The sequence below is a fragment of the Pseudomonas sp. genome (assembly GCF_048265905.1).
Classification (GTDB): Bacteria; Pseudomonadota; Gammaproteobacteria; order Pseudomonadales; family Pseudomonadaceae; genus Aquipseudomonas.
In genome coordinates this window covers 367,026-392,661 of the sequence record NZ_JBLXAP010000002.1, presented here as the reverse complement: position 1 = coordinate 392,661, position 25,636 = coordinate 367,026, and the positions used below count along the sequence as shown (strand labels likewise).

The following is a 25,636-nucleotide window of genomic DNA, read 5'->3' as shown; positions in this document are numbered from 1 at the left end:
AACCTTAAAGTTTTATTTTACTGAGATGACTCTGCTGAGAGCTGCTTGGCGACATTAAAAAATCAGCCGTGTTTAGATGGTTGGCTAACAACGCCTGCACACATTTAGGATTAAGCGTATGGAAATCGGCAGCGTCATCTTTCTCTTCGTCGGCCTCGCGATTGCCGTCGTATTCATGGGCTTCAAGGTTGTACCCCAAGGTTCACAATGGACAGTTGAGCGTTTCGGGCGCTACACCAACACCCTTAAACCGGGGCTGAACATCATTGTGCCGCTGGTTGATCGCATTGGCCGCAAGCTCAGCGTGATGGAAACCGTGCTCGATATTCCACCGCAGGAAGTGATCAGCGCCGACAACGCCATCGTACAGATTGATGCGGTGTGTTTCTCCCAGGTGATCAATGCCGCGCAGGCCGCATATGAGGTCAACAACCTCGATCACGCCATCCGCAATCTGGTGATGACCAACATCCGTACCGTGCTGGGCTCGCTGGAACTCGATGCAATGCTCAGCCAGCGTGATGCCATCAACGAGCGCCTGCTGCGCACCGTTGATGAAGCCACCGCGCCGTGGGGCATCAAGATCACCCGTATTGAAATCAAGGACATCACCCCGCCCGCCGACCTGGTCAACGCCATGGCCAGCCAAATGAAGGCCGAGCGTTTGAAACGCGCACAAATCCTTGAGGCCGAGGGTTCGCGTTCCGCTGCAATTCTGACCGCTGAAGGCAAGAAACAAGCGCAAATCCTTGAGGCCGAAGGCGAACGCCAAGCCGCCTTCCTCGAAGCGGAGGCCCGTGAGCGAGCCGCAGCAGCAGAGGCCGAGGCAACGCGCATGGTTTCCGAGGCAATCGCTAACGGTAATGTGCAGGCGATCAATTATTTCGTTGCGCAAAAATACGTTGATGCCTTAGGCAAGCTGGCCAGCGCCGACAACAGCAAAGTGGTGTTGATGCCACTTGAAGCCAGCCAGATCATCGGCTCTGTCGGCGGTATTGGCGAAATTATCAAAGCAACTTTCGGCGACAAGCAGGCTCAGTAATGCTCAATTTTCTACAACACCTGACGTTCTGGGATTGGTTGGCGCTTGGCACCTTGCTGTTGATTCTTGAAGTCTTCGGTGCCGGTGGCTACTTGTTGTGGATCGGCGTTGCGGCTGCCGGTGTCGGCATCATCACCTATGTGATTCCTGAGCTGCCGTGGGCATTGCAATTTGTCTTGTTCGCGGTGCTCTCAGTGCTGAGTGCAGTTCTATGGTGGAAACGCCAACGCAACGCCGGGAAAGCCTCTGACCAACCCGGTCTGAACGACCGTGGCAGCGAGTTACTTGGCCGCCAATTTACCCTGCATGAAGCTATCAGCAGCGGGCGCGGCAAGATCAAAACCGGTGATACCTTGTGGCTGGTCAGCGGCCCTGATCTGCCAGTCGGCAGCACGGTGCGGGTCACCGGCCAAAACGGTGTGATGCTCTTGGTTGAGCCCTACCAATAGCCGCCACGTTGAATAACTGTAGCGCCAACCACGGCGCTACAGGCTTGCACACTAATCGCGATAGGCGTCCAGCGGCACACAGGCGCAGAACAGATTTCGGTCGCCATATACGTTGTCTACGCGGTTAACCGTCGGCCAGTATTTATACTGGCGCGTATGCTCGCTTGGAGTCACTGCCTGGGCAATACTGTAAGGTCGCTCCCAGATCCCAACCATGTCCGCCAGCGTATGGGGTGCTCGCCCCAGCGGATTGTCATCTTCTGGCCAATCGCCATTTTGCACCTTGGCGATTTCCGCACGGATGCACAGCATGGCCTCGATAAAACGATCCAGTTCATGCTTTGACTCACTCTCAGTGGGTTCGATCATCAGCGTACCGGGCACCGGAAACGACATGGTTGGCGCGTGAAACCCATAATCGATCAGGCGCTTGGCGACATCTTCCTCGCTGACGCCGGTCTGCGTCTTGAGCGGGCGTAAATCAATAATGCATTCATGGGCGACGCGGCCGTTGCGGCCACTGAACAGTATCGGGAATGCATCCTTGAGGTTATGCGCCAAGTAATTAGCGCTGAGTATCGCCACTTCAGTGGCGTCGGCCAGTTGCGGGCCCATCATGGCGATGTACATCCAACTGATCGGTAAAATACTCGCACTGCCCCAAGGTGCCGCGCTTACCGCGGTATTTTCAGGATTAGGGCCTTTCAGTTCGATCACCGGATGATTGGCCACAAACGGCGCCAAATGCGCCCGCACACCAATTGGCCCCATGCCGGGGCCACCGCCGCCATGGGGAATGCAAAAGGTTTTGTGCAGGTTCATATGCGACACATCGGCGCCGATGTCTGCCGGACGCGCCAAGCCAACCTGAGCATTAAGGTTGGCGCCGTCCATATAAACTTGACCGCCATTGGCGTGGATCACCTCGCAGATCTCAACGATCCCCTCCTCATATACGCCGTGGGTTGAAGGATAGGTCGCCATCAAACACGCCAGCCGTTCACCCGCCTCGACCGCTTTGAGCTTGAGGTCTGCAAGGTCGACGTTGCCTTCGGCGTCACACTCGACAATCACTACGCGCATGCTGGCCATCTGCGCTGATGCGGGGTTGGTGCCATGCGCCGAAGCCGGAATCAGACAGATATTACGCTGCGTATCGCCGCGACTCTGGTGATATTTGCTGATCGCCAATAGGCCTGCGTATTCGCCCTGCGCCCCGGAGTTGGGTTGCATGCAGATCGCATCAAAACCGGTAATCGCCCGCAGCCACTCCTCCAGCTCATTGATCATCAAGGCATAGCCATGGGCCTGATCGAGCGGTGCGAATGGGTGCAGGTTGGCAAACTCGGGCCAGGTGATCGGCAGCATCTCGCTGGTGGCGTTTAGCTTCATGGTGCACGAGCCCAGCGGGATCATTGCTTGGTTTAGCGCCAGGTCTTTATTCTCAAGCTGCTTGATATAGCGCAGCATCTCGGTTTCGCTGTGGTGGGTATTGAACACCGGGTGCGTCAGGTAGCTGGAGCTGCGCTGCAGGTTGCTCGGAATACCCTCTTCGACCTCGCCTGCATCAAGCTCATCAACACTCAAGCCATGATCAGCGCCCAGGAACACTGCAAATAAACGCTCGACAGTGTGTTCATCACAGCTTTCATCAAGGCTGACGCCAAGCTTGCCTCGGCCCAGAATGCGCAGATTGATCTCTGCCGCTTTCGCTGACTCAATAATCGCCGTCTGGCTACCGCCGACTTCCAGAGTCAGGGTGTCGAAAAAGTGTTGGTTATCACGCTCAACACCTTTACTTTTCAGGCCAGCAGCCAGAATTGCAGTTAGCCGGTGAATCCGCTGAGCAATGGCTTTAAGCCCTTGCGGGCCATGATATACCGCATAAAAACTGGCGATATTGGCCAGCAACACCTGCGCGGTGCAGATGTTTGAGTTGGCTTTCTCACGGCGAATATGTTGCTCGCGTGTTTGCAATGCCATGCGCAACGCCATATTGCCGCGCGAGTCTTTCGACACGCCAATGATGCGCCCCGGCAGCGCCCGCTTGAAGGCATCACGCGTGGCAAAGAACGCGGCATGCGGCCCGCCGTAACCCATCGGCACACCAAAGCGCTGGGCGGAGCCGAGCACCACATCTGCCCCCATTTCACCGGGCGGCGTCAGTAACAGCAAACTCATCAGGTCCGCCGCGACACAGGCCAGCGCCTGCTGCGCATGTAGCTGGGCAATCACTGGCTGCAGATCGCGGATATCACCGTGGGTGTCCGGATATTGCAGCAGCGCGCCAAATACTGAGTGCTCGCCGAGGCTGGCGACGTCAGCAATCAGCAGCTCAAAGCCAAAGCCGGCGGCACGGGTCTGTACCACCGAAATAGTTTGCGGATGACAGTTGTGATCCACGAAAAACAGATTGCTCTTCGACTTGGCGACCCGTTTGGCCAGCGCCATGGCCTCGGCCGCAGCAGTGGCCTCATCGAGCAGCGAGGCACTGGCCAGCTCGAGCCCGGTAAGATCGATAGTCAACTGCTGAAAGTTAAGCAGCGCTTCGAGACGACCTTGGGCAATTTCCGGCTGATATGGGGTATAGGCGGTGTACCAGCCAGGGTTCTCCAGCACATTGCGCACGATCACCGTCGGCGTAATGGTGCTGTGATACCCCATGCCGATCAGGCTGGTCCACAGCTGATTCTGCTCGGCATAACCGCGCAGCTTGGCCAACGCCGCTTGTTCATCAAGCGCAGCGGGCAACGCCAACGGGCGATTCAAGCGGATAGATGGAGGTACGGTCTGCTCGATCAACGCGGCTCGGCTAGGTACTTGTAGCGCAGCCAGCATGGCCTGTTGCTCGGCGGCATCAGGACCAATATGGCGTCGTAGAAATGCATCCGGCTGCTTGAGTTGCGACAATGACGGCGTTGCAGACATGGTTGAGAGCCTCTAGAAATGACAAGGCCTCGCCATTGCGCACGTTTGAATCACCCAACCGGGTATTCATCCGCTGCAATACGAGGCCTTATTAGCTTAGAAAACTCTCAACTATCTGCACGAAGGTTTTAAACCTGCGTAGCTGTTGCTGCGCATTTTACAGTGCGCAGCAACAGTCCCGGCCCGAAGTGAGCCAGGGCTTAGCGGTGGTTTTAAGCGTCAGCAGAAGCTTTGTACGCATCTGCGTCGAGCAGCTTGTCGAGTTCACTGACAGCGCTTGGCTTGAGCTTGAAGAACCAGTTGCCGTACGGGTCAGTGTTGACGTTTTCTGGGCTGTCAGCCAGTGAATCATTGATCGCGATCACTTCGCCGCCAATAGGTGCGTAGATATCCGATGCTGCTTTCACTGACTCAACCACACCGGCTTCCTGACCCGCAGTCAGGGTTTTGCCCACTTCTGGCAATTCGATAAAAACCACATCGCCCAGCGCTTCCTGCGCGTGGTCTGAAATACCTACTGTTACGCTGCCATCGGCTTCTAAGCGAGCCCATTCATGGCTGGAGGCGTAGCGCAGATCGGCGGGGATATTGCTCATGTCGGATTCCTCATAAGGCATGACGGCGATCGCGCCGTCAGGAAAATTTAGCAGGGCTTGGCAACTTCGACAGCTTTCAGCCAAACCGTTGGTCACACAAAAGGGTTCTGCAATTGTCTTTCAGAACCCTGGATAAGCTGGATTAAATCAAAGCTTTGCCATAACGAACGAACGCAGGCTTAACCACGCGAACGGGATACCATTTGCCGCGAATTTCGACTTCTGCACGTTCACAAGTTGCAACCGGCAAACGCGCCAGTGCAATCGACTTGTTGAGTGTCGGTGAAAAACTTCCGCTGGTGATTTCACCCTCACCGACACCCTCAACACGTACAACCTGGTGAGCACGCAAGACGCCGCGCTCCTCCAGCACCAGGCCAACCAACTTTGTCGATATACCGCGTTGCATCTGTTGCTGCAATGCTTTACGCCCGACAAAATCACGATTAGCCGGCTCCCAAGCGACACTCCACGCCAAGTTCGAGGCCAGTGGAGTGACGCTTTCATCCATATCCTGACCGTACAGGTTCATCCCGGCTTCAAGGCGCAAAGTGTCGCGTGCACCCAGACCGATAGGTGAAATCCCGGCACCAACCAAGTCATTGAAAAACGCTACGGCCTGATCGCTCGGCAACATGATTTCCAAGCCATCTTCGCCGGTATAACCCGAACGTGCGATGAACCAGTCACCTTCAAATAGCCCCTGAAACGGAACCAACTGATTGATCAGCGCAGCACAAGCCTGGCTGACCTGCTCAGAAGTTTTTTCCCGCGCATGGGGGCCCTGAATCGCAAACATCGCAAGGTCGCTGCGCTCATGCAACTGCACAGCAAAACCTTCGGTTTGCTGGTTCATCCAGGCTAAGTCTTTGTCACGCGTTGCCGCATTAACCACAACCCGATAACCAAAATCAGTCAGATAGACCATCAGGTCATCAACCACACCGCCTTCGGTGTTGAGCATGCTGCTGTAGAGCGCCTTGCCCGGCCCTTGCAGACGCTCAACATCATTGGCCAGCAGGCGCTGTAAGTATTGTTTTGCCTGGTCGCCGTGAATATCCACCACGGTCATGTGCGAGACATCAAACACGCCACAGTCTCGACGGACCTCATGATGCTCTTCTACTTGCGAACCATAATGCAGCGGCATATCCCAGCCGCCGAAATCGACCATTTTGGCACCCAAAGCAAGGTGCAGGTCATAAAGAGGTGTGCGCTGCCCCATGGGGTTCTCCTTCCGGGCTTTGGCAAAACTGCAGCCCTGTTTGTGAGTCCGCAACGGCTTGATCAACAAGACGTGCAGCCAGCTTACAAACGCCCATCCTGTAAGGCTGGTTGCAGCAAATCGCGTGCATTGTATCCGCAAGGTGCGAGCGGGTCATCTTGGGCGTGAATATCTGCAGGGTGGACGCCCGTGCAAATGCTCCGAGAGCAGCGGGAATAGATCCTTCATACAGTCAAACTCCTTAACCGCGTGTCTGTGCAGAGCGGCGAATCAAAGCAACTACTGGCAGCAAGCCAACTGCCACCAATGTCAGCGCTGGTAGCGCCGCACGGGCCCATTCACCCTCGCTAGTCATTTCAAAAATTCGCACCGCCAAAGTATCCCAACCGAACGGGCGCATTAACAGGGTAGCGGGCATTTCCTTGAGCACATCAACAAATACCAGCAACGCTGCCGATAACGCACCGGGCAATAATAAAGGTAGGTAAACCTGGGCAAACAACTTCACTCCGCCGACGCCCAAGCTACGCGACGCTTCGGGCAGTGAAGGCCGAATCCGCGCCAGACTGTTTTCCAGCGGGCCGTACGCGACCGCCATAAAACGAATCAGATAGGCCAACAGCAGCGCTGCCAAGCTGCCAAGCAGCAGTGGTTTACCTGCGCCGCCGAGCAGCGTCGAAAGCGGGATTACCAACTGATTATCGAGATAACTGAAAGCCAGCATGATCGCCACCGCCAACATCGAGCCAGGCAAGGCATAACCCAAGTTGGCCAGGCTAACAGTTGAACGCATTAGTCGTGTCGGGGTTAATCGCCGGGAAAATGCCAGCAGTAAAGCGACGCTGACGGTGACCAAGGCAGCCAATGAGCCGAGATACAGAGTATGCAGGATCAGCGCAGCGTAGCGCTCATCCAAATCAAAGCGGCCGCGCTGCCAGAACCATACCAGCAATTGCAGCAGCGGAATCACAAATGCGCAGGCAAACACCAGCAAGCACCAGCCGCTGGCTGCCAGCGCCTTGAAACCAGTCAAGTTGTACAATGCCTTGCCGCGTGGCCGCTCATTGGTTGGACGGACTGCCCCGCGCGCTCGACGCTCGCCATATAGCACCAGCATCACCACCAGTAACAACAAACTTGCCAATTGAGTGGCGCTGGTCAGGCTATAGAAACCGTACCAGGTCTTATAAATTGCCGTGGTAAAGGTGTCGAAATTAAATACCGAAACTGCGCCAAAATCGGCCAGCGTTTCCATGATCGCCAGCGCCAGACCAGCACCAATTGCCGGGCGCGCCATCGGCAGTGCCACGCGCCAAAATGCCTGCCAAGGATTATGTCCAAGCACCCGCGCCGCCTCCATCAAACCTTTACCTTGCGCGAGGAAGGCATTACGGGCGAGCAGGTAAACGTAGGGGTAAAACACCAACACCAGAACAGTAATTACACCGCCGGTAGAGCGCACACTCGGAAAGCGCACACCGTTGCCAAACCACTCACGCAGCAGCGTCTGGACCGGCCCGGAAAAATCCAGCAGTCCGACGAACACGAAGGCCAGCACGTAAGCTGGAATCGCAAACGGCAGCATCAACGCCCAATCCAGCCAGCGCCTACCCGGGAACTCACAAAGGCTGGTGAGCCACGCGAGACTCACGCCAAGCACGGTCACGCCAACACCCACGCCGGTAACCAGGATCACAGTGTTGCCAATCAGCCGGGGCATTTGCGTTTGCCACAAGTGCGACCAGATTTCGCGGTCGATTTCATGCCAGCTGAATAACATCACACTCAACGGCAAAAGCACCAACAGGGCGACCACAAAGGCGATGGGATACCAGCGACGCTGGGCAGGATGGGCCACGCAAAATCCTCAAAACAGAAATAACAACGCCCCGGAGCTAAGCCGGGGCGTCGAGTATAACGGGTCGCTTTCTTGAAACCGTACTCAGTTCCAGCCAGCGCGATCCATCAACATGATGGCTTGGGCCTGTCGCTTACCGGCAACTTCAACCGGAATGGCGTCGGCCTTAAATGTGCCCCAAGCCTGAACTTCTTCAGATGCCGGCACTTTCGGATTAGCCGGGAACTCCTGATTCAGGCCAGCAAACAGCCCTTGCGCCTCTTCAGAAGTCATCCACTCCAGCAGTTTTTGCGCAGCCTCTGCATGGGGTGCATTCTTGGTAATACCGGCACCAGCAAGATTGACGTGCACGCCACGGTCTTGCTGGTTAGGCCAGAACGGCTTGACCTTAAGCTCCGGGTTTGCCTTGTGCAGGCGACCGTAATAGTAAGTATTGGTGATCCCGACATCACACTGGCCCGCATCAATCGCTTGCAGCAGTGCGGTGTCATCAGCGAACACATCGGTTGCCAGGTTGTTCACCCAACCCTTGATGATCTCTTCAGTTTTCGCTTCGCCGTGGGTTTCAATCAAGGTTGCGGTCAGCGACTGGTTGTACACCTTCTTGCTGGTACGCAGACACAGGCGGCCTTCCCAGTTTTTGTCGGCCAGCGCTTCGTAGGTCGACAACTCGCTCGGTTTGACTCGGTCGGTTGAGTAGAAGATGGTCCGCGCACGCAGCGACAAACCCGTCCAGCTGTCAGTGCTGGAGCGATATTGAGCAGGAATATTAGCGTCGATTGTTGCCGACTTGAACGGCTGCAGCACGCCAGCTTGTTCAGCCTGCCATAGGTTACCCGCATCCACGGTAATCAGCATGTCAGCTGGGGTGTTGGCACCTTCGGCTTTGAGACGCGCAATCAGTGGCGCTTCTTTATCAGTGATGAACTTGATCGGCACACCGGTCTTGGCGGTGTATGCATCAAACACAGGCTTGATCAGCTCGTCGATTCGCGAGGAGTAAACCACCACTTCATCAGCGGCTTGAACGCCACCAGCAAGAGCGGTCAGAGTGAACATGGCGAGTAATCGCTTGCTTGGCTGCATGGGCGTGGCCTCTTGTTAAAGTTGTTGAGTTAATCTGCAAATGATATTGAATAGCATTTAGCACCACAACCAACCACTGCCCAGCAGATGTTACGGCGAATTACACGACCCCCTCACCCCGGCAACGCCGGGCTTTATAGCGCACTCAAGGCTTGGCCAGTGTTGGCAAATCTCCACTCAAGCCTAACGCCTGACGCACAAACAAGGCTTTAGCTTCAGGTAAATCATCAATCCAATTGAGCCCGGCGTTACGCAGCCAGCGCACAGGCAAAGGGTCTGCTTGAAACAGGCGCTCAAAGCCCTCCATTGCAGCCATCATCGCCAAGTTGTGCGGCATCCGCCGACGCTCATAACGACTCAGTACGCGCTCATCGGCTGGCGACTCACCACGCGCCAGCGCATGCAGGAGCACATCGGCCAACACCGCCGCATCGAGAAAACCCAGGTTAACGCCCTGCCCGGCGAGTGGGTGAATGCTGTGCGCCGCGTCACCGATCAATGCCAGACCTTGTTCGACATAACGCTTGGCGTGGCGCTGACGCAGCGGGATGGCAACTCGACGATCATTGTGCAGAACCTTGCCCAAGCGTTGCTCAAAGGCGTTGCCAAGCTCAACACAGAATTGCTGATCATCAAGCGCCATCAACCGCTCGACCTCAGCGGGCACTGCCGACCAAACAATCGACGACCAATGCTGGTCAGGCTGGTCACTGGCCAAGGGCAAGAAAGCCAGCGGGCCGTCATCGGTGAAGCGCTGCCAAGCCGTCGACTGATGAGGTTTTTCCGTGCGGACACTGGTGACTATGGCGTGGTGCAGATAATCCCACTCACGAGTTGCGCAACCGGCCAGACGGCGCACGGCAGAGTTGGCACCATCCGCTGCAATCAATAGCGACGCACGCAACTCGCGCCCGTCCTCAAGGGTTAACAACCATTCGTGACCGGAGCGGCGCAACTGCTCCAGCTTGGCATTTCCCAGCAAACCAATGTTGCTTTCATGCAACTGCTCAAGCAGCGCATCTTGAACCACGCGGTTTTCGACAATATGCCCCAGGGTTTCGGCGTGCACACTGGCAGCGCTGAAGTGAATATTGCCAGTGCCAGCGCCGTCCCACACATACATGTCGCGATAAGCGCTGCTGCGTCTGGCCTCAATACCCGGCCATACATTGAGCCGCTCAAGCACTCGCTGGCTGGCCATCGACAAGGCACTGACGCGCGCCTCAAACGGAGCATCGGCGGCAAACGGCTCCAGACTCAAAGGGCTACCGTCGATAACCAGAACTTCCAGGCCGCTCGACTGCAGCGCCAAGGCCAGTGTGCTGCCAACCATTCCAGCACCAACGATAATTACATCCGCGTGCATATTCATTCCTTAAGCAGCCTGTCTGGCGCGAGGTTTTAGCCGCACATACAAGGTTTTGTGCACCTTAGCGATCAACGCACCGGTGCCATCACGCACCTCAACCTGCAACTCGGGCAAGTATTTCTCCCCCTCGGCAGTGCGCGCGCGAATGGTATCGAGCAGGCCATCATCAATGCTGAATTCAGCAAACACTGGGCCTTTACCGGGTGCAATAAAGTCGATACTGGCAGCTTTATCCCAAACGATGTAATCGCGACTGAGGTTTTCCATCAACATCAGCATGAAAAATGGATCCGTCATCGAATACAGGCTGCCGCCGAATTGGGTGCCGACGTAGTTACGGTTATACCAGCCAAGGCCCATTTTTACTTGGACACGCTTAAAGTCCGCGCTGATATGCCGCACACGAATGCCAGCGCCTAAATACGGCGGATAGAGATTAAGCGCCCAGCGCAGAAAACGGGCCTTACGCGCTGTTTTTTGCAGGTTGCGAGTCATGGCTGTGATCGCGTGCCTATGCCCATGGCCTGACGCGCAAACCAGCGCTTGGCTGACGGCAACAGATCAAGCCCGAGCAAGCCAAGGTTACGCCCAGCCACACGCAACGGCTCGCCAGAGCTGAACAGGCGGGTCACTTGGTCGGAGAACCCCACGGTCAGTTGTTGATCCAGTTGTTGGCTGCGCAGATAACCCTGCAAAGTGGCGAAATCGCCAAGCGGCGCATCACTACCAAGCAGGCAATCGGCCAGCGCAATAGTGTCACGCAGAGATAAGTTGTAGCCCTGCCCAGCAATTGGATGGAGGCTGTGTGCAGCATTGCCTAGCACCACTAAATGTGGGCGAACTTGCTCTTGTGCCTCAACCAGCGCCAGCGGATACAGATGCCGCTCACCGACGTGGGTAATAGCGCTGAGACGGTAGCCAAATGCCAGCTGCAGTTCAGCAATGAACGCGGCGTCCGGTAAGCCCAGTAACCGCTCGGCATCAGCAGTCGCACGGGTCCAGACCAACGCGCTGCGGTTGCCCGCCAGCGGTAACATGGCCATCGGCCCTTCCTCGGTAAAACGCTCAAACGCCTGCCCCGCATGTGCATCACGGGTGCTGACGTTAGCGATCAAGGCGCTCTGGTCATAAGGTGTTTGCTTGACGTTGATGCCCAACTGCTCGCGCAAACCTGAGCGACCGCCTTCGGCAAGAATGGCCAAGTCGCAGTCGAGAACAGCGTCATCCTGCAGAGTCAGCCGATAACCATCACCCAGCGCGTCGAGGCGTGTGACCTGTGCAGGACTGCGCCAGGTCACCACTGATTGATCAAGCGCCTGCCACAAACACTCACCGATCCAGGCATTTTCGACCACATAGCCCAAGGCGGGCACACCTTCTTCAAGCGCACTCAGTCGAGCAGCGGCAAAACGTCCGCGATCAGACACATGAATGTGTTGAATCGGCTCGGCATGCTTGGCGATCTGCTGCCAGATCCCCAGGCGCTGATAAATTTTCTGCGAACCATAGGACAGCGCAGTCGAACGTGCGTCATAACTCGGTTGATAACCCGAGCCCGGCGTAAATGGCTCGATCAGGCAAATCTGCCAGCCGCGTTTTTTTGCCTCGCCTTGTAGCGCCAGCGCTAAGCTGGCGCCCACCAGTCCACCGCCAATGATTGCCAGTTCGACGCGCTGCATTGGCTCAGGCAACTTGATGCGCGCCAGCCATCAGCGCCTCGATTTCAGCGACGGTTTTTGGCACCCCGGTAGTCAGAATTTCGCAGCCGGTTTTGGTGACGACGACGTCATCTTCGATACGCACACCGATGCCGCGCCATTTTTTCGCAACATTTTGATTGTCCGGCGATATATAGATACCCGGCTCAACCGTCATTGCCATGCCGACCTCCAGCACGCGCCATTCGCCACCGACTTTATAGTCACCGACATCGTGCACATCCATGCCCAGCCAGTGACCGGCGCGGTGCATGTAAAAGGCTTTGTAGGCCTCGCTGGCGATTAGCTCGTCAACATCTCCGTCAAGCAAACCGAGCTCGACCAAGCCCGCAGTAATCACCTGCACGGTAGCTTCGTGCGCCTGATTCCAGTGTTTACCGGGGCCAATCTCCAGGAATGCAGCTTCCTGCGAAGCCAACACCAGCTCGTAAATGGCTTTCTGCTCAGGTGAAAATTTACCATTTGCTGGAAAGGTACGGGTGATATCGCTGGCGTAGCAGTCGATCTCGCAGCCAGCATCGATCAGCACCAGATCTCCGTCCTTCAGAACCGCGTCATTCTCGTGATAATGCAGGATGCAGGCGTTCTTGCCCGTCGCGACGATCGAGCCGTAAGCGGGCATTTTTGCCCCGCCCTTGCGGAACTCGTAATCCAGCTCGGCTTCGAGGTGAAACTCAAACAAACCGGGGCGACTGACGCGCATCGCCTGCACATGAGCGCGCGACGAAATCTCGGCCGCTTCGCGCATTACCTTGACCTCGTTAGCGCTCTTGTACAGGCGCATATCGTGGAGCAAGTGGTTGAGCGCGACAAATTCATTCGGCGGCTGCGCACCTTGGCGCGCTTTAGAGCGGATCACGTTGATCCAGTCCATCAGGTGACGGTCGAACTCCTGATTGGTGCCCATCGAGTAATAAACCCGTTCGCGGCCTTCAATCAGCCCCGGCAGGATGTCGTCGATATCACCGATTGGGAATGCGTCATCAGCGCCAAAACGACTCATGGCGCCGTTCTGACCTGCGCGCAAACCGTCCCACAACTCACGCTCCGGGTCACGCTCGCGGCAAAACAATACGTACTCGCCATGCTCGCGCCCCGGAATCAGCGCAATCACCGCCTCGGGCTCAGGAAAGCCTGAGAGGTATTGAAAGTCGCTGTCCTGACGGAAGATGTGCTCGACATCGCGATTACGAATGTACACCGGCGCAGCAGGCAAAATTGCGATGCTGTTGGGTTCCATCTGCGCCATCAGCGCCTTGCGCCGACGGGCATATTCCGACTTTGGGATGCTGATCATGGCTGACGGGTTCCGCTCGTTGAGACTTAAAATCAGTGCAGCGACGGCTTTGGGGCTGGCGCTTCAGGTTTGGCAAACTCGCTAAACAACAGCAACGGCGCTACGCGCAGGTATTCCATGACTTCCATATAGTCATTTTCACCTTCCTCGGACTCCTCCAAGGCGTTTTGTACTTGGGCGATTGCTGACAGGTCTTGCAACACCTCCATCGCTTCTGTGCTCAGCGCGGTATCACCGGCCACCAACCCAAAACCACCGAGGAAGCCCTGACACCACTGGCCTAGAGCCACTGCACGCTCGCTGAGTGGCGCCTCGTCAGATGGCAGCAGCAAAACCACGGTGACCTCGCTGCCAGTCAGTTCAGTCTTGACCATTTCCTGCAGGCCAATCAGCGCTTGGCGCACGGTATCAACAGGCGCGGCACCGAGCAGTTCGGCAGCGTCGACCATCCAGCTGTCGACCTCAAAGCCTGCGCCCGCGCAGCTGCGGCCAAGCAGCAAGCCTTGCAGTTCGGCAGGGGAAATAGAAAACCCGTTGCTGGTTAGCAACGCGGCGAATGCAGAATAAGGAGAATTAGAAGTTGGCATAGATTACTAGGCGCCAGACGGCGCAATCACTAGAATAGAGGCTTGGTATCCTAGCATTTGCAGACCCACCAAGACCATCGACGCTAGATGAGTCGGTCATCGAATTGCTGATCAGAGCTAAACAGGCACAACGCCTCAGCCTGACGGATGTTGCAACTGCTGGCTGTGGCCCTCAGGATGCCTACCCCGTCGTAGATCGGCATTTGCAGTTTGACCCCAGACGGCATCGCGCCTATATCCTAGACTTACGAAAACGCTTACGAAGACCCAGCCCCGATCAATCTTTGCCTTAGCGAGACCCCATGGAAGACGCCGATCTGCAAGCCCTGTCGAGCAAACTGGAACTACTTGTCCAGCGTGTTGAGCAGCTCAAGGCTCAGAACAAAGTACTGATTGCACACGAGCAAGCGTGGCGCGGGGAGCGCGCTCATCTGATTGAAAAGAACGAATTGGCACGGCATAAGGTCGAATCAATGATTTCGCGCCTTAAAGCCCTGGAGCAGGACTCATGACACAGTCGAATACCGTAAACGTTCAAATCCTCGATAAAGAATATTGCATCAACTGTCCGCAGAACGAACGCGCAAACTTAGAGGGCGCTGCGCGCTATCTTGATGCAAAAATGCGCGAGATTCGCAGCAGCGGCAAAGTCATTGGTGCCGACCGCGTGGCGGTAATGGCCGCCCTGAATATCACCCACGAGCTGTTGCACAAGCAAAGCGACCTGGATCAGCAGACCTCATCAACCCGCGAACAGGTACGCGACCTGCTGCAACGGGTCGATAACGCACTTGCGGATGATATTGGTGGTCAGCCGAGCTGATCCACGCGATGCTTTCAGGTATACTCGCTCCTGCTCCCTGGAGTGTGCGCCAGTTGGTCATGTCCCTGAGCCGATACGCACAACCCCGGGGGTTGCAAGTTGGGGCCGGTGTGCATGTCCGCTCGACGGAAAGCCTGAACGCCTCCTTCAACCTCCACCTTGAACTTTCGGGTTCAAGGGCTACACCGACAGCGGCACGTCGGGGAGTCACTCTATTCATGCTTGTTGCCCGCTTTGGCAGCAAGCGATCTTGCAGACGCTTCTGATGCTCGATCCAACCCTTCTCAGTCGCAAACAACTGCGCCGTACATTACGTCAGACGCGCCGCGCACTCTCGCCAGCCGAGCAACGCCGCGCCGCGCAAGGCTTATACAGACAGCTTGCGCAGCACCCTGTATTTCGTCGCGCCAAGCACATCGCCCTGTATTTGCCGAATGATGGCGAGATCGATCCGCGCCTCCTCCTGCGCGCCGCACAGAAACGTGGCAAAGCGACGTACCTGCCAGTGCTCAATGCCTGGCCGCGCAGCAAGATGGTGTTTCAACGCATTCGCCCAGCTGAAAAATTGCGACGTAACCGTTTTGGGATATCCGAACCACGCGCGAACTCAGCACAGCAACGTAAAGTCTGGGCACTCGATTTGATTTTATTACCACTAGTCGGTTTTGACAGTGAAGGAGGGCGCCTCGGTATGGGCGGCGGATTCTACGACCGCAGTCTGGCTTACCGAGCAAGGCGCAAAAATTGTCACAAACCGACGCTTCTAGGCCTGGCGCATGAGTGTCAACAAGTCGAAAAGCTGGCCATGGCTAGTTGGGATGTGCCACTTAATGCGACGGTAACGGATCAACAGTGGTATTGAACCGGGTGCCTGTCCATGGAGTTGCGCCGCATCCTGCAGCGCCGTTCAATCCTGACAACTACGACTGATGCGTCTCACTCACTGCCGTATCCGCCTTTTGATCCCACAGGCTCTGTGTATAACCAGTTGTCACCACGCCCAAACTGAACAGAATCACTAGCACCCACAACAAGTCTGGCTTACGTCTCATAGAATGCCTCCCCCTTTGAGGCAATCTGCGCACGGTGTTACCGGCGGCATTTATTATAGAACTACCAACTACTAAACCCATAGAAACGCTGGCATTGTGTGCTTGTGCCTAGCACTCGGCAATTACAGGCGCCCAACGGTCAACTGCTGGACTCCTTACAACCCGAATACTCGATATTCCTGCAACTTGCCGCTCTGCGGGTATCCTCAAGGACTTAAGGACATAATTGCTGGAGCAAAGTTCATGCCCAATTGGCTAATGAAATCAGAACCTGACGAATTTTCAATCCACGACTTGCAGCGCTTAAGGGTTGCGCGCTGGGATGGGGTACGTAATTATCAAGCACGCAACTTTATGCGCAGTATGAAAACCGGGGATTTATTCTTTTTCTACCACTCAAGCTGCCCTGAACCCGGTATTGCAGGCATCGCTCGCATTAGCCGCGAAGCCTATCCCGACCCAACCGCGCTTGATCCTAAAAGCCATTACTTTGATGCAAAAGCTACTACTGAAAAGAACCCATGGAGCGCTGTAGACATCGAATTCGTAGAAGCCTTCAAGCAGGTTATTAGCCTCGCCGACCTGAAAGCACAGCATGCGCTGCTCGAGTTGCCGCTTGTGCAAAAAGGCAGCCGCTTATCAGTAATGCCGGTATCAGAAGACCACTGGCAAGCAATTTTACAAATGCGCTGACATCTAATAACAATACAACGACTAGAGTGGACTCAGTTATATGGCGCAACGCCTGCCTCAGACATGGATTGCCCGATTTGCACTGGCGGTACTATTAAGCGGGCTTTATTTTGCCAGCCTGACCGTTTGGCAGCAGATGGTTCAGGATCAACAGCAATCCATCGCTGAACGGGTTAGCTCCCAAGCAAAAAACCTCGCAACACGATTGCAAAACAACCTCGACTATCAGGTTCATGATCTTTATCGCGTCGCTCAACTATGGAACCAGCGTGGGCGTATTCCGAAAGATCAGTGGCTGCTTGAGAGTCAGTTTTCCCTGGACCACTTCAAGGCCTATCAGTCGATTCAGTGGCTCGGCCCAGACCTGCGTATGCGCTGGGTTGCCCCCACCACTGGCAATGAGGCTGCGCTCAATTTTGTCCTGAAGCCTGACCATCCCAACTATTCGCTGGCATTACGCGCCCGCGACACCGGCACCCCTCAGTTTTCCAATAGCTTTGCCCTGGTTCAAGGCGGCCGCGGTTTTGTTTTATATACCCCGCTGTATATCAAGAATGAACAGGGCAAGCGGGTATTCGATGGCTTTTTACAAGGCGTATTCAAAGTTGAACCGCTCATGGATCAGTTGTTATCTGAAGTTGATCGCGACTATTTCAGCGCCGATCTACTGGAAAACGGCAAACCGATCTACAGCCGTGAGCAACCCGACACAAAGGCGGAATTCGAACAGAAGATTGCCTTTCACCTGTTGAACAATCAAAGCTTTGCTATCACCTTGAACCCCAGCCCAAAGCTGCTCGCCAGGCTGAACTCGCCACTGCCGACATTTGTCCTCTGTGCCAGCTTGATCATCAGCACATTGCTGGTCGCTGCATTGGCGCTGGCCCTGCAAAGCCATCAACGTGCCAACGACCTACAAAACAGTAACCAGCGCCTGAATAAAGAGATAGCCCAACGTGAGCACATTGAACACGTGCTGATAGAGAGCCGCGAACGCTTGCAGCTGGTTATCGACATGACCGACTCAAGCAGCGATGGTCTATTTATCGTCAATCCCGATAACCGTGAAATCCTTTACATGAATCGCGCCACCTATCGCTCGCTTGGTTACAGCGCCGAGGTGTTCAGTGACTTATTCAAAGAGAACCCAGACCGTTTATTACCTAACTTTACTAACTGGCTCAGCGAACTGCGTAAGTCTCAAGACAGCAGCTCCTCGCAGATGTCACAGCACCAGTTACTCCGCCGCGACGGCAGCACGCAACCGGCTGAAATCAGCGCACAACTGGTCGTGATCAATGAGCACGAATATTTGATCTGCGTGTCGCGCGACAATAGCGAACGCCTGCGATTTGAGGCACAACTAAAAATCTTGTCGCAGCAGGATGGATTAACCGGGCTGTTTAACCGGCGCTACTTTGACAATCAGTTGGAGAGCGAATGGCGGCGTCTGCAGCGCTCGGGCTCACCGCTGACCTTGATGATGCTCGATATCGACTACTTCAAGGCCTACAACGATCAGCGCGGCCACTTGGCAGGTGATGATGCATTGCGCCATGTTGCCAAGATCATGCAGGACTGCCTGCACCGTGAAGGCGATTCAGCCTACCGTTACGGCGGTGAAGAGTTTGCGATCATTTTGGCCAACACCGGTGTCGAAGGCGCCGCTCACATTGCCGCCCAACTTCACCAGAAGCTGGATGAAGCACGCATCAGACATCTCAGCAGCCCATTCGGCAGGCTAACCCTGAGCATTGGCATTGCCAGCATCAACGCAGATAACGAAGACCTGCCAGACAGCCTCATCGAACGCAGCGACCAGGCGCTGTATCAAGCCAAGCACGAAGGGCGCAATCGTACGTGCATAGCTCGCCCAGTGAGCTGAGTCCTCAAGCATTTATGCGCGAGTGACTACTGCAAGATCAGGTTGTTGAACAGCAAGTCCTTGACCAGCGGCTCACCCTCCTCCTGCGTCAGCACCTGCTGAACCTGCTTCAAGGCTTCTTCGCGCAGCTTTTCCTTGGCATCTGGTGCACTCAAGCCATCTTCGGTTTGCTCGGAAAACAGCATCACCAGTTGATTGCGAATCAACGGCTCATGGTGCGTGACCTTGGCCTCAGCCTCCGGCCCTTCAACACGTAGCGACACATCCGCTTTATAAAACTTCAACTTAGGTCCAGAGCCAAAGTTACCCACCAGCGCTGGCGTCAGATTGATGTAAGCAACTGCTGGCGCTACGGCCTCGCCGTCGGCTTCAGCTTCTTCAGCCACGGCGTGCAGCGGCAAGATCAGGGCAATCAATAATGCGAGGATGACTTTCACAGGACTCACTCTCCGTAAGGGTTGTGCCAAGCATAGCGACTACAGCGCCAGTGCCCAAGCACAATGCTTATGCTGCACCATTACAAGCAACCATGCTTGTTGACCCGACCTATCAGAACTCTACACTGCACTTCATTACTTGAAAAAGGATGTGCCCGATGAAAGCCGTGCTATGCAAAGCCTTTGGCCCTGCTGAGACATTGGTGGTGGAAGAGACCGCCAACCCTGAGGCGAAGAAAAATGAAGTAGTCATCGACGTACATAGCGCCGGTGTCAACTTCCCGGACACGCTGATCATCGAAGGCAAATACCAGTTCAAGCCACCCTTCCCATTCTCTCCGGGTGGCGAAGCAGCAGGTGTTGTCAGCTCAGTCGGCGAAAAAGTCAGCCACCTGAAAGTCGGTGACCGGGTCATGGCGTTAACCGGCTGGGGCAGCTTTGCCGAACAAGTGGCAGTGCCCAGCTATAACGTGATGCCGGTGCCCAAATCGATGGACTTTCCAAGTGCAGCGGCTTTCGGCATGACCTACGGCACCTCGATGCATGCACTTAAGCAACGCGCCAACCTACAGCCGGGAGAGACCCTGCTGGTGCTCGGCGCATCGGGCGGGGTCGGCCTGGCGGCCGTTGAAATCGGCAAGGCTATGGGCGCCAAGGTAATTGCCGCCGCCAGCAGTGCTGAAAAACTCGAAGTAGCTAAATCGGCAGGCGCTGATGAGCTGATCAACTACAGCGAAAGCAATCTCAAGGAAGAAGTAAAACGCCTTACCGGCGGCCAAGGCGCAGATGTTATCTATGATCCGGTCGGCGGCGATTTGTTTGATCTTGCAGTACGCAGCATTGGCTGGAATGGTCGTTTGCTGGTGGTTGGCTTTGCCAGCGGACGCATCCCGGAAGTACCAGTCAACCTGATGCTGCTCAAGGGCGCTTCGGTGGTCGGCGTATTCTGGGGTTCATTCGCCCAGCGTCAACCGCAAGACAACCTGGCCAACTTCCAGCAGCTGTTCGCCTGGCATGCTGAAGGCAAACTCAAGCCACTGGTGTCCGAAACCTTCGCCCTGGAAAAAGCCGCCGACGCAATCAACCTGCTAGGCCAGCGCAAGGCTGTTGGCAAGGTCGTGGTTCAGGTTCGCTAACGATGCAAGGCTACTCACGCGGGGCATAGGCAAACACATCAGCGCGCATCTGGTGTGCATCCATCCCCGCCTCTACCAGCGCATCAAGCGTTCCGTAAACCATTGGCGGTGAGCCGCTGGCATAGACATGCAGTGATTTAAGGTCGCTGAAGTCTTCGCTCACCGCTTCATGCAGCAAGCCACAGCGCCCCTGCCAGCCGCATTGGTCACTGACCACTTTATGCAGGGTCAGATTTTCCAGTTTTTGCCAGTCAGTCCAGTGCGGCAGGTCATAGAAATCATCCGGACTGCGCGCGCCCCAATACAAATGCACCGGATGCTTGAAGCCTGCTTCGCGGCAATGCTCAATCAAACTGTGCATCTGCGCCATGCCGGTGCCTGCGGCGATCAACACCAAGGGCCCAGCAGGTAACTCAGCCAAATGGGTATCGCCGAATGGCAACTGCACACGAACGAACCCCTGCTGCTGTAATCGCCCGATCAATGCCAAGGTTTCTTCATCTCGGGCAAGGATGTGCAGCTCAAGATCGCGCCCAGCATGCGGAGCAGAAGCCAGGGAAAAGGCGGTGTAGTCGTCTTCAGCACGTTGCAGCAGCAGATACTGACCGGCGTGATAACGCGGTAACTTGCCCGCAGGCGCGCGCAGGCATAGGCGGTAGACATCGCCGCCCACGTCTGTACAGCTAACAATCTGGCAAGACAACTCGCGCACTGGTAACTCTCCCGGCGCCAGCACCCCGTCCCAATGCACAATGCAGTCTTCTAACGGCTCGGCCAGACAGGTGAATAACTCACCGTGGTCAATCTCGCTGCCATTTTGCTTAACCCGACCTTCAATCAGCAGCGCCGCACAAATGTGGCAATTACCGTTGCGGCAGCTTTGCGGACAATCAAAGCCCTGACGCCGTGCCGCATCAAGAATGGGTTCACCCGGCTGCACTTCAACTTCAGCGCCTGAAGGTTGCAAGATGACTTTCATAACGCTTTCCGACTCCAATGCAGCATCAATCAATCCCTAGCTCGGCCCACATATCATCAACCTTTCGTTTGACAGCATCATCCTGAACAATCGCCCGACCCCATTCGCGAGTGGTTTCGCCCGGCCATTTATTAGTTGCATCAAGCCCCATCTTCGAACCCAAGCCCGAAACAGGTGAGGCAAAGTCGAGGTAGTCGATCGGTGTATTTTCAATCATTACCGTGTCGCGAGCCGGATCCATGCGCGTGGTAATCGCCCAAATCACATCATTCCAGTCACGGGCATTGATGTCGTCATCGGTAACGATGACAAATTTGGTGTACATGAACTGGCGCAAGAATGACCACACACCGAGCATCACGCGCTTGGCATGGCCCGGGTACTGTTTCTTCATTGTCACCACCGCCATGCGGTAGGAGCAACCTTCGGGCGGCAGGTAGAAGTCGGTAATCTCCGGAAACTGCTTTTGCAGAATCGGGACAAACACCTCATTCAGCGCCACCCCCAAAATCGCGGGCTCATCGGGTGGCCGACCGGTATAGGTACTGTGATAAATCGGTTTCTGCCTACGGGTAATGCGCTCAACCGTGAACACCGGGAAACGATCCACTTCATTGTAGTAGCCGGTGTGATCGCCATACGGGCCTTCATCGGCCATCTCGCCGGGATGAATCACCCCTTCGAGAACGATTTCAGCGCTGGCGGGCACCTGCAAATCGCTGCCACGGGCCTTGATCAGCTCAGTCTTGTTGCCCCGCAACAAACCAGCAAATGCATACTCGGACAGACTGTCCGGAACCGGTGTGACTGCGCCAAGAATGGTCGCCGGGTCAGCGCCCAATGCAACCGCCACCGGGTATGGGCGATCCGGATACTTTTGACACCACTCACGGAAATCCAGAGCGCCGCCACGGTGGCTGAGCCAGCGCATGATGACCTTATTGCGACCGATCACCTGCTGGCGATAAATACCCAGATTCTGACGTTCCTTGTTCGGCCCCTTGGTAATGGTCAGCCCCCAAGTGATCAGCGGGCCAACATCGCCAGGCCAGCAGGTTTGCACCGGCAGCTTGGTCAAGTCGACGTCATCACCTTCTTCGATTACTTCCTGACAAGGCGCATCCTTGAGTACCTTGGGCGCCATCGAAAGCACTTTGCGGTAGATCGGCAGCTTGTCCCACGCATCTTTCAGGCCTTTGGGTGGCTCGGGCTCCTTGAGGAACGCGAGCAGCTTGCCAATTTCACGCAGCTCACTAACGGCCTCGGCACCCATGCCCAACGCTACGCGCTGCGGCGTGCCAAACAGGTTACCGAGCACCGGCATATCGAACCCAGTCGGGTTTTCGAACAGCAACGCTGGCCCCGCTTTACGCAAGGTACGGTCACAGATTTCAGTCATCTCCAGCACCGGGGAAACCGGAGTCTGGATACGCTTGAGTTCGCCGCGCTTTTCCAAGCCGCTGATAAAGTCGCGCAGGTCGCGATACTGCATGCAGGAGCCTCGTGTCAGGCAGAGCCATCGAAACGCAAAGTTTAACGCCCCACTGGGTTATTCAGAAGGCCAAAAGCCAATTCACACAAACACAAAAGCCGGGATCAGTAATGATTACCCGGCTTTTGCGAAATCTTACAGCGCAACAAGTCACTTGATCTAAACACGACTCACCGCAAACCGAGGTCGCGTGTGCAAAGGTCAGGCAAGGCAGAAATTACCGAGGTCGCGCAGTGTACGAGTAGTACATGAGCACGCCGAGGTAATTTCTAACGCAGCATCACCGCAGCACACACGGCCGCAAGCCAACTACTTACGCTTCATGGACATGAAAAACTCTTCATTGGTCTTGGTCGCTTTAAGCTTGTCGATCAAGAATTCAATGGCGGCAATCTCATCCATTGGGTGCAGCAACTTACGCAGAATCCATATGCGCTGCAGCTCGTCTTCCGCGGTCAGCAACTCTTCGCGGCGGGTACCGGAACGGTTGATGTTGATCGCAGGGAAAACGCGCTTCTCAGCGATACGACGATCCAAAGGCAGTTCCATGTTACCGGTACCTTTGAACTCTTCGTAAATCACTTCGTCCATCTTCGAGCCGGTTTCAACCAGCGCGGTCGCCAGAATGGTCAGCGAGCCGCCTTCTTCGATGTTACGGGCAGCACCGAAGAAGCGCTTTGGTTTTTCCAGGGCGTGCGCATCGACACCACCGGTCAACACCTTGCCGGAGCTAGGAATTACGGTGTTGTAAGCACGCGCCAGACGAGTGATCGAGTCGAGCAGGATAACTACGTCTTTCTTGTGTTCAACCAGACGCTTGGCCTTCTCGATAACCATTTCAGCAACCTGCACGTGGCGGGTTGGCGGCTCATCGAAGGTCGAAGCAACCACTTCACCGCGCACAGTGCGCTGCATTTCAGTTACTTCTTCAGGGCGCTCATCGATCAACAGAACGATCAGGTGGCACTCGGGATTATTACGCGTGATGTTGCTGGCAATGTTCTGCAGCATGATGGTCTTGCCCGCTTTTGGCGGCGCAACAATCAGACCACGCTGACCTTTACCAATCGGCGCACACAGGTCGATAACGCGACCGGTGATGTCTTCAGTGGAGCCATTACCGGCTTCCATAACCAGACGCTTGGTAGGGAACAGCGGCGTCAGGTTTTCGAAAAGAATTTTGTTCTTCGCATTCTCAGGACGGTCGTAATTGATCGTGTCGACCTTGAGCAGTGCAAAGTAGCGCTCGCCTTCTTTTGGCGGGCGAATTTTACCGACGATGGTGTCGCCAGTACGCAGGTTGAAACGGCGGATCTGGCTTGGCGAAACATAAATATCGTCTGGGCCAGCGAGATATGAGGCATCCGCAGAGCGGAGGAAGCCGAAACCGTCCTGGAGGATTTCCAACACGCCATCACCGGAAATTTCTTCGCCGCCTTTAGAGTGTCGTTTCAGTAGCGAGAAAATCACGTCCTGCTTGCGCGAGCGGGCCATGTTATCGATGCCCATCTGTTCGGCCATTTCGAGCAGTTCAGTAATCGGCTTTTGCTTGAGTTCGGTCAGATTCATAGGAATGACGTAATCATTGTGAGGAGGGAAAATAAGCTATTAGCTTGGGAGGCCGCGCCGCACTTGAAGGCGACTGGATCGCGAAATGATTCATAAAGGAATGCGTCGGCGACGGCTATGCAGGGGGCTGTATAGGAAATACAGCGAGGTCGAATGTAACATCGTGCAAATACGCACGTCTAGCCTTTAAATACAAAAAAAGCCCCGATATTTCGGGGCTTTTTCACAAAACGACTTAGATATTGCTATCCAGGAACGCTGTCAGTTGCGACTTCGACAGTGCGCCAACCTTGGTCGCCTCAACATTGCCGTTCTTGAACAGCATCAGTGTTGGGATACCGCGCACGCCGTACTTTGGTGGCGTTTCCTGGTTTTCGTCGATGTTCAGTTTGCAGACTTTAAGCTTGCCCTGATAAGTCTGGGCAATCTCGTCGAGAACCGGTGCAATCATTTTGCACGGGCCACACCATTCAGCCCAGTAGTCGACCAGAATAGCGCCTTCGGCTTGAATAACTTCTTGGTCAAAACTTGCGTCGCTGACGTTGGTGATGAATTCGCTCATGGAAATCTCCGTGTTCGGAAGCAACAAAATTGGCAGACATCATAACGCGGCTTTGCAATCACAGCCAGAAAAGCACAATTGCGTTTTTCAATAACCCAATACAATTTTCGTATCGAACTAGTCTCCAAGCGTGACGAAAGCGATGCCTGTGCGCAAAGCAGCGGCGCGTATGTGCTGCTGCATAGCCTTCTGCGCTGGTGCTTTTGCACGACGTCCAAGCGCCCTGAGAATCTTAGTATGTTCCTTCCACGTTTCCAGCGCACGCTCGGGACGAATGAATGGCAACTTCTGACTTTCGAGGAAAATATCGGCGCTCGAAGTGACAATGCCCAACATCGCCTGATTACCACTGGCCTGCAAAATACGCCGATGAAAATCAAAATCCAGCTGTGACGCGCGCTCAAAATCACTGGCCCGCAGTTCTAACCGCATCTGTTCGACGTTATCTTGCAGGGCATCCAGCTCTTGCGCACTCAAGGTCACGGCCGCGAGCCCGCAAGCAAACCCCTCTAATGCGAAACGCAACTGAAAGGTATCGGCCGCAGATATCTGAGCGGCAAACGGCCAGGCGAACCCATTATTAGCGGCCAGCTGAGTTGTCGGCGCCTGCACAAACACGCCTTTACCGGGCTGCACACTGACCAGGCCCAGCGCACTCAGCGATGAAAGCGCCTCACGCAATGAAGTACGACTGACCCCAAGCCGCTCGGCCAAATCACGCTGCGAAGGCAACGCATCGCCAGCGCGGTAATCCTCTTGCTCGATCAGATCGCGGATTGCTTGCAGGGCATATTCAGGTACCGCGCGAGGGGTAGGAGCATGCATAACTGTTCGGGCCGGTCAGTCCAGTGAG

General features: G+C 55.4%; 25 protein-coding genes and 1 other RNA gene. 9 read left to right on the top strand and 17 right to left on the bottom strand.

The window, feature by feature from the left end:
- Window positions 1–118: 118 nt before the first annotated feature.
- Entirely contained in the window at window positions 119–1,042 is a 924-nt protein-coding gene (locus ACN0UH_RS04995; protein WP_417661008.1) for an SPFH domain-containing protein, read from the top strand.
- Complete coding sequence (locus ACN0UH_RS04990; protein WP_417661007.1) at window positions 1,042–1,491, top strand: NfeD family protein; 450 nt, start codon at window positions 1,042–1,044, stop codon at window positions 1,489–1,491. The genes ACN0UH_RS04995 and ACN0UH_RS04990 overlap by 1 nt, the downstream gene beginning before the upstream one ends.
- Before the next feature lie 51 nt (window positions 1,492–1,542).
- Here ACN0UH_RS04990 and gcvP read toward each other — a convergent pair whose 3' ends face one another.
- From gcvP to ACN0UH_RS04940, 10 genes are all read right to left on the bottom strand, one after another.
- Window positions 1,543–4,419 carry an aminomethyl-transferring glycine dehydrogenase gene (gene gcvP, locus ACN0UH_RS04985; protein ID WP_417661006.1) on the bottom strand — a complete coding sequence of 959 codons (2,877 nt, stop codon included), beginning with the start codon at window positions 4,417–4,419 and terminating at the stop codon, window positions 1,543–1,545.
- A gap of 212 nt (window positions 4,420–4,631) precedes the next feature.
- Entirely contained in the window at window positions 4,632–5,015 is a 384-nt protein-coding gene (gene gcvH / locus ACN0UH_RS04980) for a glycine cleavage system protein GcvH (RefSeq protein WP_417661005.1), read from the bottom strand.
- A 142-nt stretch (window positions 5,016–5,157) separates the two neighbouring features.
- Window positions 5,158–6,240, bottom strand: coding sequence for a glycine cleavage system aminomethyltransferase GcvT (gcvT, locus tag ACN0UH_RS04975; RefSeq protein WP_417661004.1), 1,083 nt, complete (start codon window positions 6,238–6,240; stop codon window positions 5,158–5,160).
- A 241-nt stretch (window positions 6,241–6,481) separates the two neighbouring features.
- Window positions 6,482–8,098: an ABC transporter permease gene (locus ACN0UH_RS04970; protein ID WP_417661003.1), complete on the bottom strand. Its 1,617-nt coding sequence runs from the start codon at window positions 8,096–8,098 to the stop codon at window positions 6,482–6,484.
- An 84-nt stretch (window positions 8,099–8,182) separates the two neighbouring features.
- Entirely contained in the window at window positions 8,183–9,184 is a 1,002-nt protein-coding gene (locus tag ACN0UH_RS04965; RefSeq protein ID WP_417661002.1) for an extracellular solute-binding protein, read from the bottom strand.
- Window positions 9,185–9,329: 145 nt separating this feature from the next.
- Window positions 9,330–10,550 carry a 2-octaprenyl-3-methyl-6-methoxy-1,4-benzoquinol hydroxylase gene (locus ACN0UH_RS04960; RefSeq protein WP_417661001.1) on the bottom strand — a complete coding sequence of 407 codons (1,221 nt, stop codon included), beginning with the start codon at window positions 10,548–10,550 and terminating at the stop codon, window positions 9,330–9,332.
- Between the two features lie 9 nt (window positions 10,551–10,559).
- Window positions 10,560–11,048, bottom strand: a complete 489-nt coding sequence (locus ACN0UH_RS04955) for a DUF4442 domain-containing protein (protein WP_417661000.1) — start codon at window positions 11,046–11,048, stop codon at window positions 10,560–10,562.
- Window positions 11,045–12,232 carry a 2-octaprenyl-6-methoxyphenyl hydroxylase gene (ubiH, locus tag ACN0UH_RS04950; RefSeq protein ID WP_417660999.1) on the bottom strand — a complete coding sequence of 396 codons (1,188 nt, stop codon included), beginning with the start codon at window positions 12,230–12,232 and terminating at the stop codon, window positions 11,045–11,047. The genes ACN0UH_RS04955 and ubiH overlap by 4 nt, the downstream gene beginning before the upstream one ends.
- Before the next feature lie 4 nt (window positions 12,233–12,236).
- Window positions 12,237–13,568, bottom strand: coding sequence for a Xaa-Pro aminopeptidase (gene pepP, locus ACN0UH_RS04945; RefSeq protein ID WP_417660998.1), 1,332 nt, complete (start codon window positions 13,566–13,568; stop codon window positions 12,237–12,239).
- A gap of 32 nt (window positions 13,569–13,600) precedes the next feature.
- Window positions 13,601–14,155: a YecA family protein gene (locus ACN0UH_RS04940; RefSeq protein WP_417660997.1), complete on the bottom strand. Its 555-nt coding sequence runs from the start codon at window positions 14,153–14,155 to the stop codon at window positions 13,601–13,603.
- A gap of 302 nt (window positions 14,156–14,457) precedes the next feature.
- On the opposite strand from ACN0UH_RS04940, the gene ACN0UH_RS04935 reads away from it, so the two are divergent.
- The 4 genes from ACN0UH_RS04935 (at window position 14,458) to ACN0UH_RS04920 (ending at window position 15,840) form a co-directional block, all read left to right on the top strand.
- Window positions 14,458–14,667: a TIGR02449 family protein gene (locus tag ACN0UH_RS04935; RefSeq protein WP_417660996.1), complete on the top strand. Its 210-nt coding sequence runs from the start codon at window positions 14,458–14,460 to the stop codon at window positions 14,665–14,667.
- On the top strand, window positions 14,664–14,978 hold the full coding sequence (locus ACN0UH_RS04930) for a cell division protein ZapA (protein WP_417660995.1): 315 nt from the start codon (window positions 14,664–14,666) through the stop codon (window positions 14,976–14,978). The genes ACN0UH_RS04935 and ACN0UH_RS04930 overlap by 4 nt, the downstream gene beginning before the upstream one ends.
- 31 nt (window positions 14,979–15,009) lie before the next feature.
- A non-coding RNA gene (gene ssrS / locus ACN0UH_RS04925) (6S RNA) lies at window positions 15,010–15,188 on the top strand.
- 55 nt (window positions 15,189–15,243) lie between these two features.
- Entirely contained in the window at window positions 15,244–15,840 is a 597-nt protein-coding gene (locus ACN0UH_RS04920; RefSeq protein ID WP_417661113.1) for a 5-formyltetrahydrofolate cyclo-ligase, read from the top strand.
- A 58-nt stretch (window positions 15,841–15,898) separates the two neighbouring features.
- On the opposite strand, the gene ACN0UH_RS04915 is transcribed toward ACN0UH_RS04920, so the two are convergent.
- A complete protein-coding gene (locus ACN0UH_RS04915; RefSeq protein WP_417660994.1) occupies window positions 15,899–16,030 on the bottom strand; it encodes a hypothetical protein in 132 nt (43 codons plus the stop codon).
- A 243-nt stretch (window positions 16,031–16,273) separates the two neighbouring features.
- Between ACN0UH_RS04915 and ACN0UH_RS04910 the strand changes: the two genes are divergently transcribed.
- Together ACN0UH_RS04910 and ACN0UH_RS04905 are read left to right on the top strand one after the other, a co-directional pair.
- Entirely contained in the window at window positions 16,274–16,723 is a 450-nt protein-coding gene (locus ACN0UH_RS04910; RefSeq protein WP_417660993.1) for an EVE domain-containing protein, read from the top strand.
- A gap of 40 nt (window positions 16,724–16,763) precedes the next feature.
- Window positions 16,764–18,608 carry a diguanylate cyclase domain-containing protein gene (locus ACN0UH_RS04905; protein ID WP_417660992.1) on the top strand — a complete coding sequence of 615 codons (1,845 nt, stop codon included), beginning with the start codon at window positions 16,764–16,766 and terminating at the stop codon, window positions 18,606–18,608.
- Window positions 18,609–18,634: 26 nt separating this feature from the next.
- Here the strand turns inward: ACN0UH_RS04905 and ACN0UH_RS04900 are convergent, their stop codons facing one another.
- Entirely contained in the window at window positions 18,635–19,045 is a 411-nt protein-coding gene (locus tag ACN0UH_RS04900; protein ID WP_417660991.1) for a flagellar basal body-associated FliL family protein, read from the bottom strand.
- 158 nt (window positions 19,046–19,203) lie between these two features.
- Between ACN0UH_RS04900 and ACN0UH_RS04895 the strand changes: the two genes are divergently transcribed.
- Entirely contained in the window at window positions 19,204–20,181 is a 978-nt protein-coding gene (locus ACN0UH_RS04895; RefSeq protein ID WP_417660990.1) for an NADPH:quinone oxidoreductase family protein, read from the top strand.
- Window positions 20,182–20,191: 10 nt separating this feature from the next.
- Here the strand turns inward: ACN0UH_RS04895 and ACN0UH_RS04890 are convergent, their stop codons facing one another.
- From ACN0UH_RS04890 to ACN0UH_RS04870, 5 genes are all read right to left on the bottom strand, one after another.
- Window positions 20,192–21,160, bottom strand: a complete 969-nt coding sequence (locus tag ACN0UH_RS04890) for a CDP-6-deoxy-delta-3,4-glucoseen reductase (protein WP_417660989.1) — start codon at window positions 21,158–21,160, stop codon at window positions 20,192–20,194.
- Between the two features lie 25 nt (window positions 21,161–21,185).
- Entirely contained in the window at window positions 21,186–22,652 is a 1,467-nt protein-coding gene (gene ubiD, locus ACN0UH_RS04885) for a 4-hydroxy-3-polyprenylbenzoate decarboxylase (RefSeq protein ID WP_417660988.1), read from the bottom strand.
- Window positions 22,653–22,961: 309 nt separating this feature from the next.
- Window positions 22,962–24,221 carry a transcription termination factor Rho gene (gene rho, locus ACN0UH_RS04880; protein ID WP_087518683.1) on the bottom strand — a complete coding sequence of 420 codons (1,260 nt, stop codon included), beginning with the start codon at window positions 24,219–24,221 and terminating at the stop codon, window positions 22,962–22,964.
- A gap of 235 nt (window positions 24,222–24,456) precedes the next feature.
- Entirely contained in the window at window positions 24,457–24,783 is a 327-nt protein-coding gene (trxA, locus tag ACN0UH_RS04875) for a thioredoxin TrxA (protein ID WP_010489350.1), read from the bottom strand.
- 117 nt (window positions 24,784–24,900) lie between these two features.
- The gene (locus ACN0UH_RS04870) at window positions 24,901–25,608 is read right to left on the bottom strand and encodes a FadR/GntR family transcriptional regulator (RefSeq protein WP_417660987.1); all 708 of its coding nucleotides are present in this window, start codon (window positions 25,606–25,608) and stop codon (window positions 24,901–24,903) included.
- Window positions 25,609–25,636: the final 28 nt, after the last annotated feature.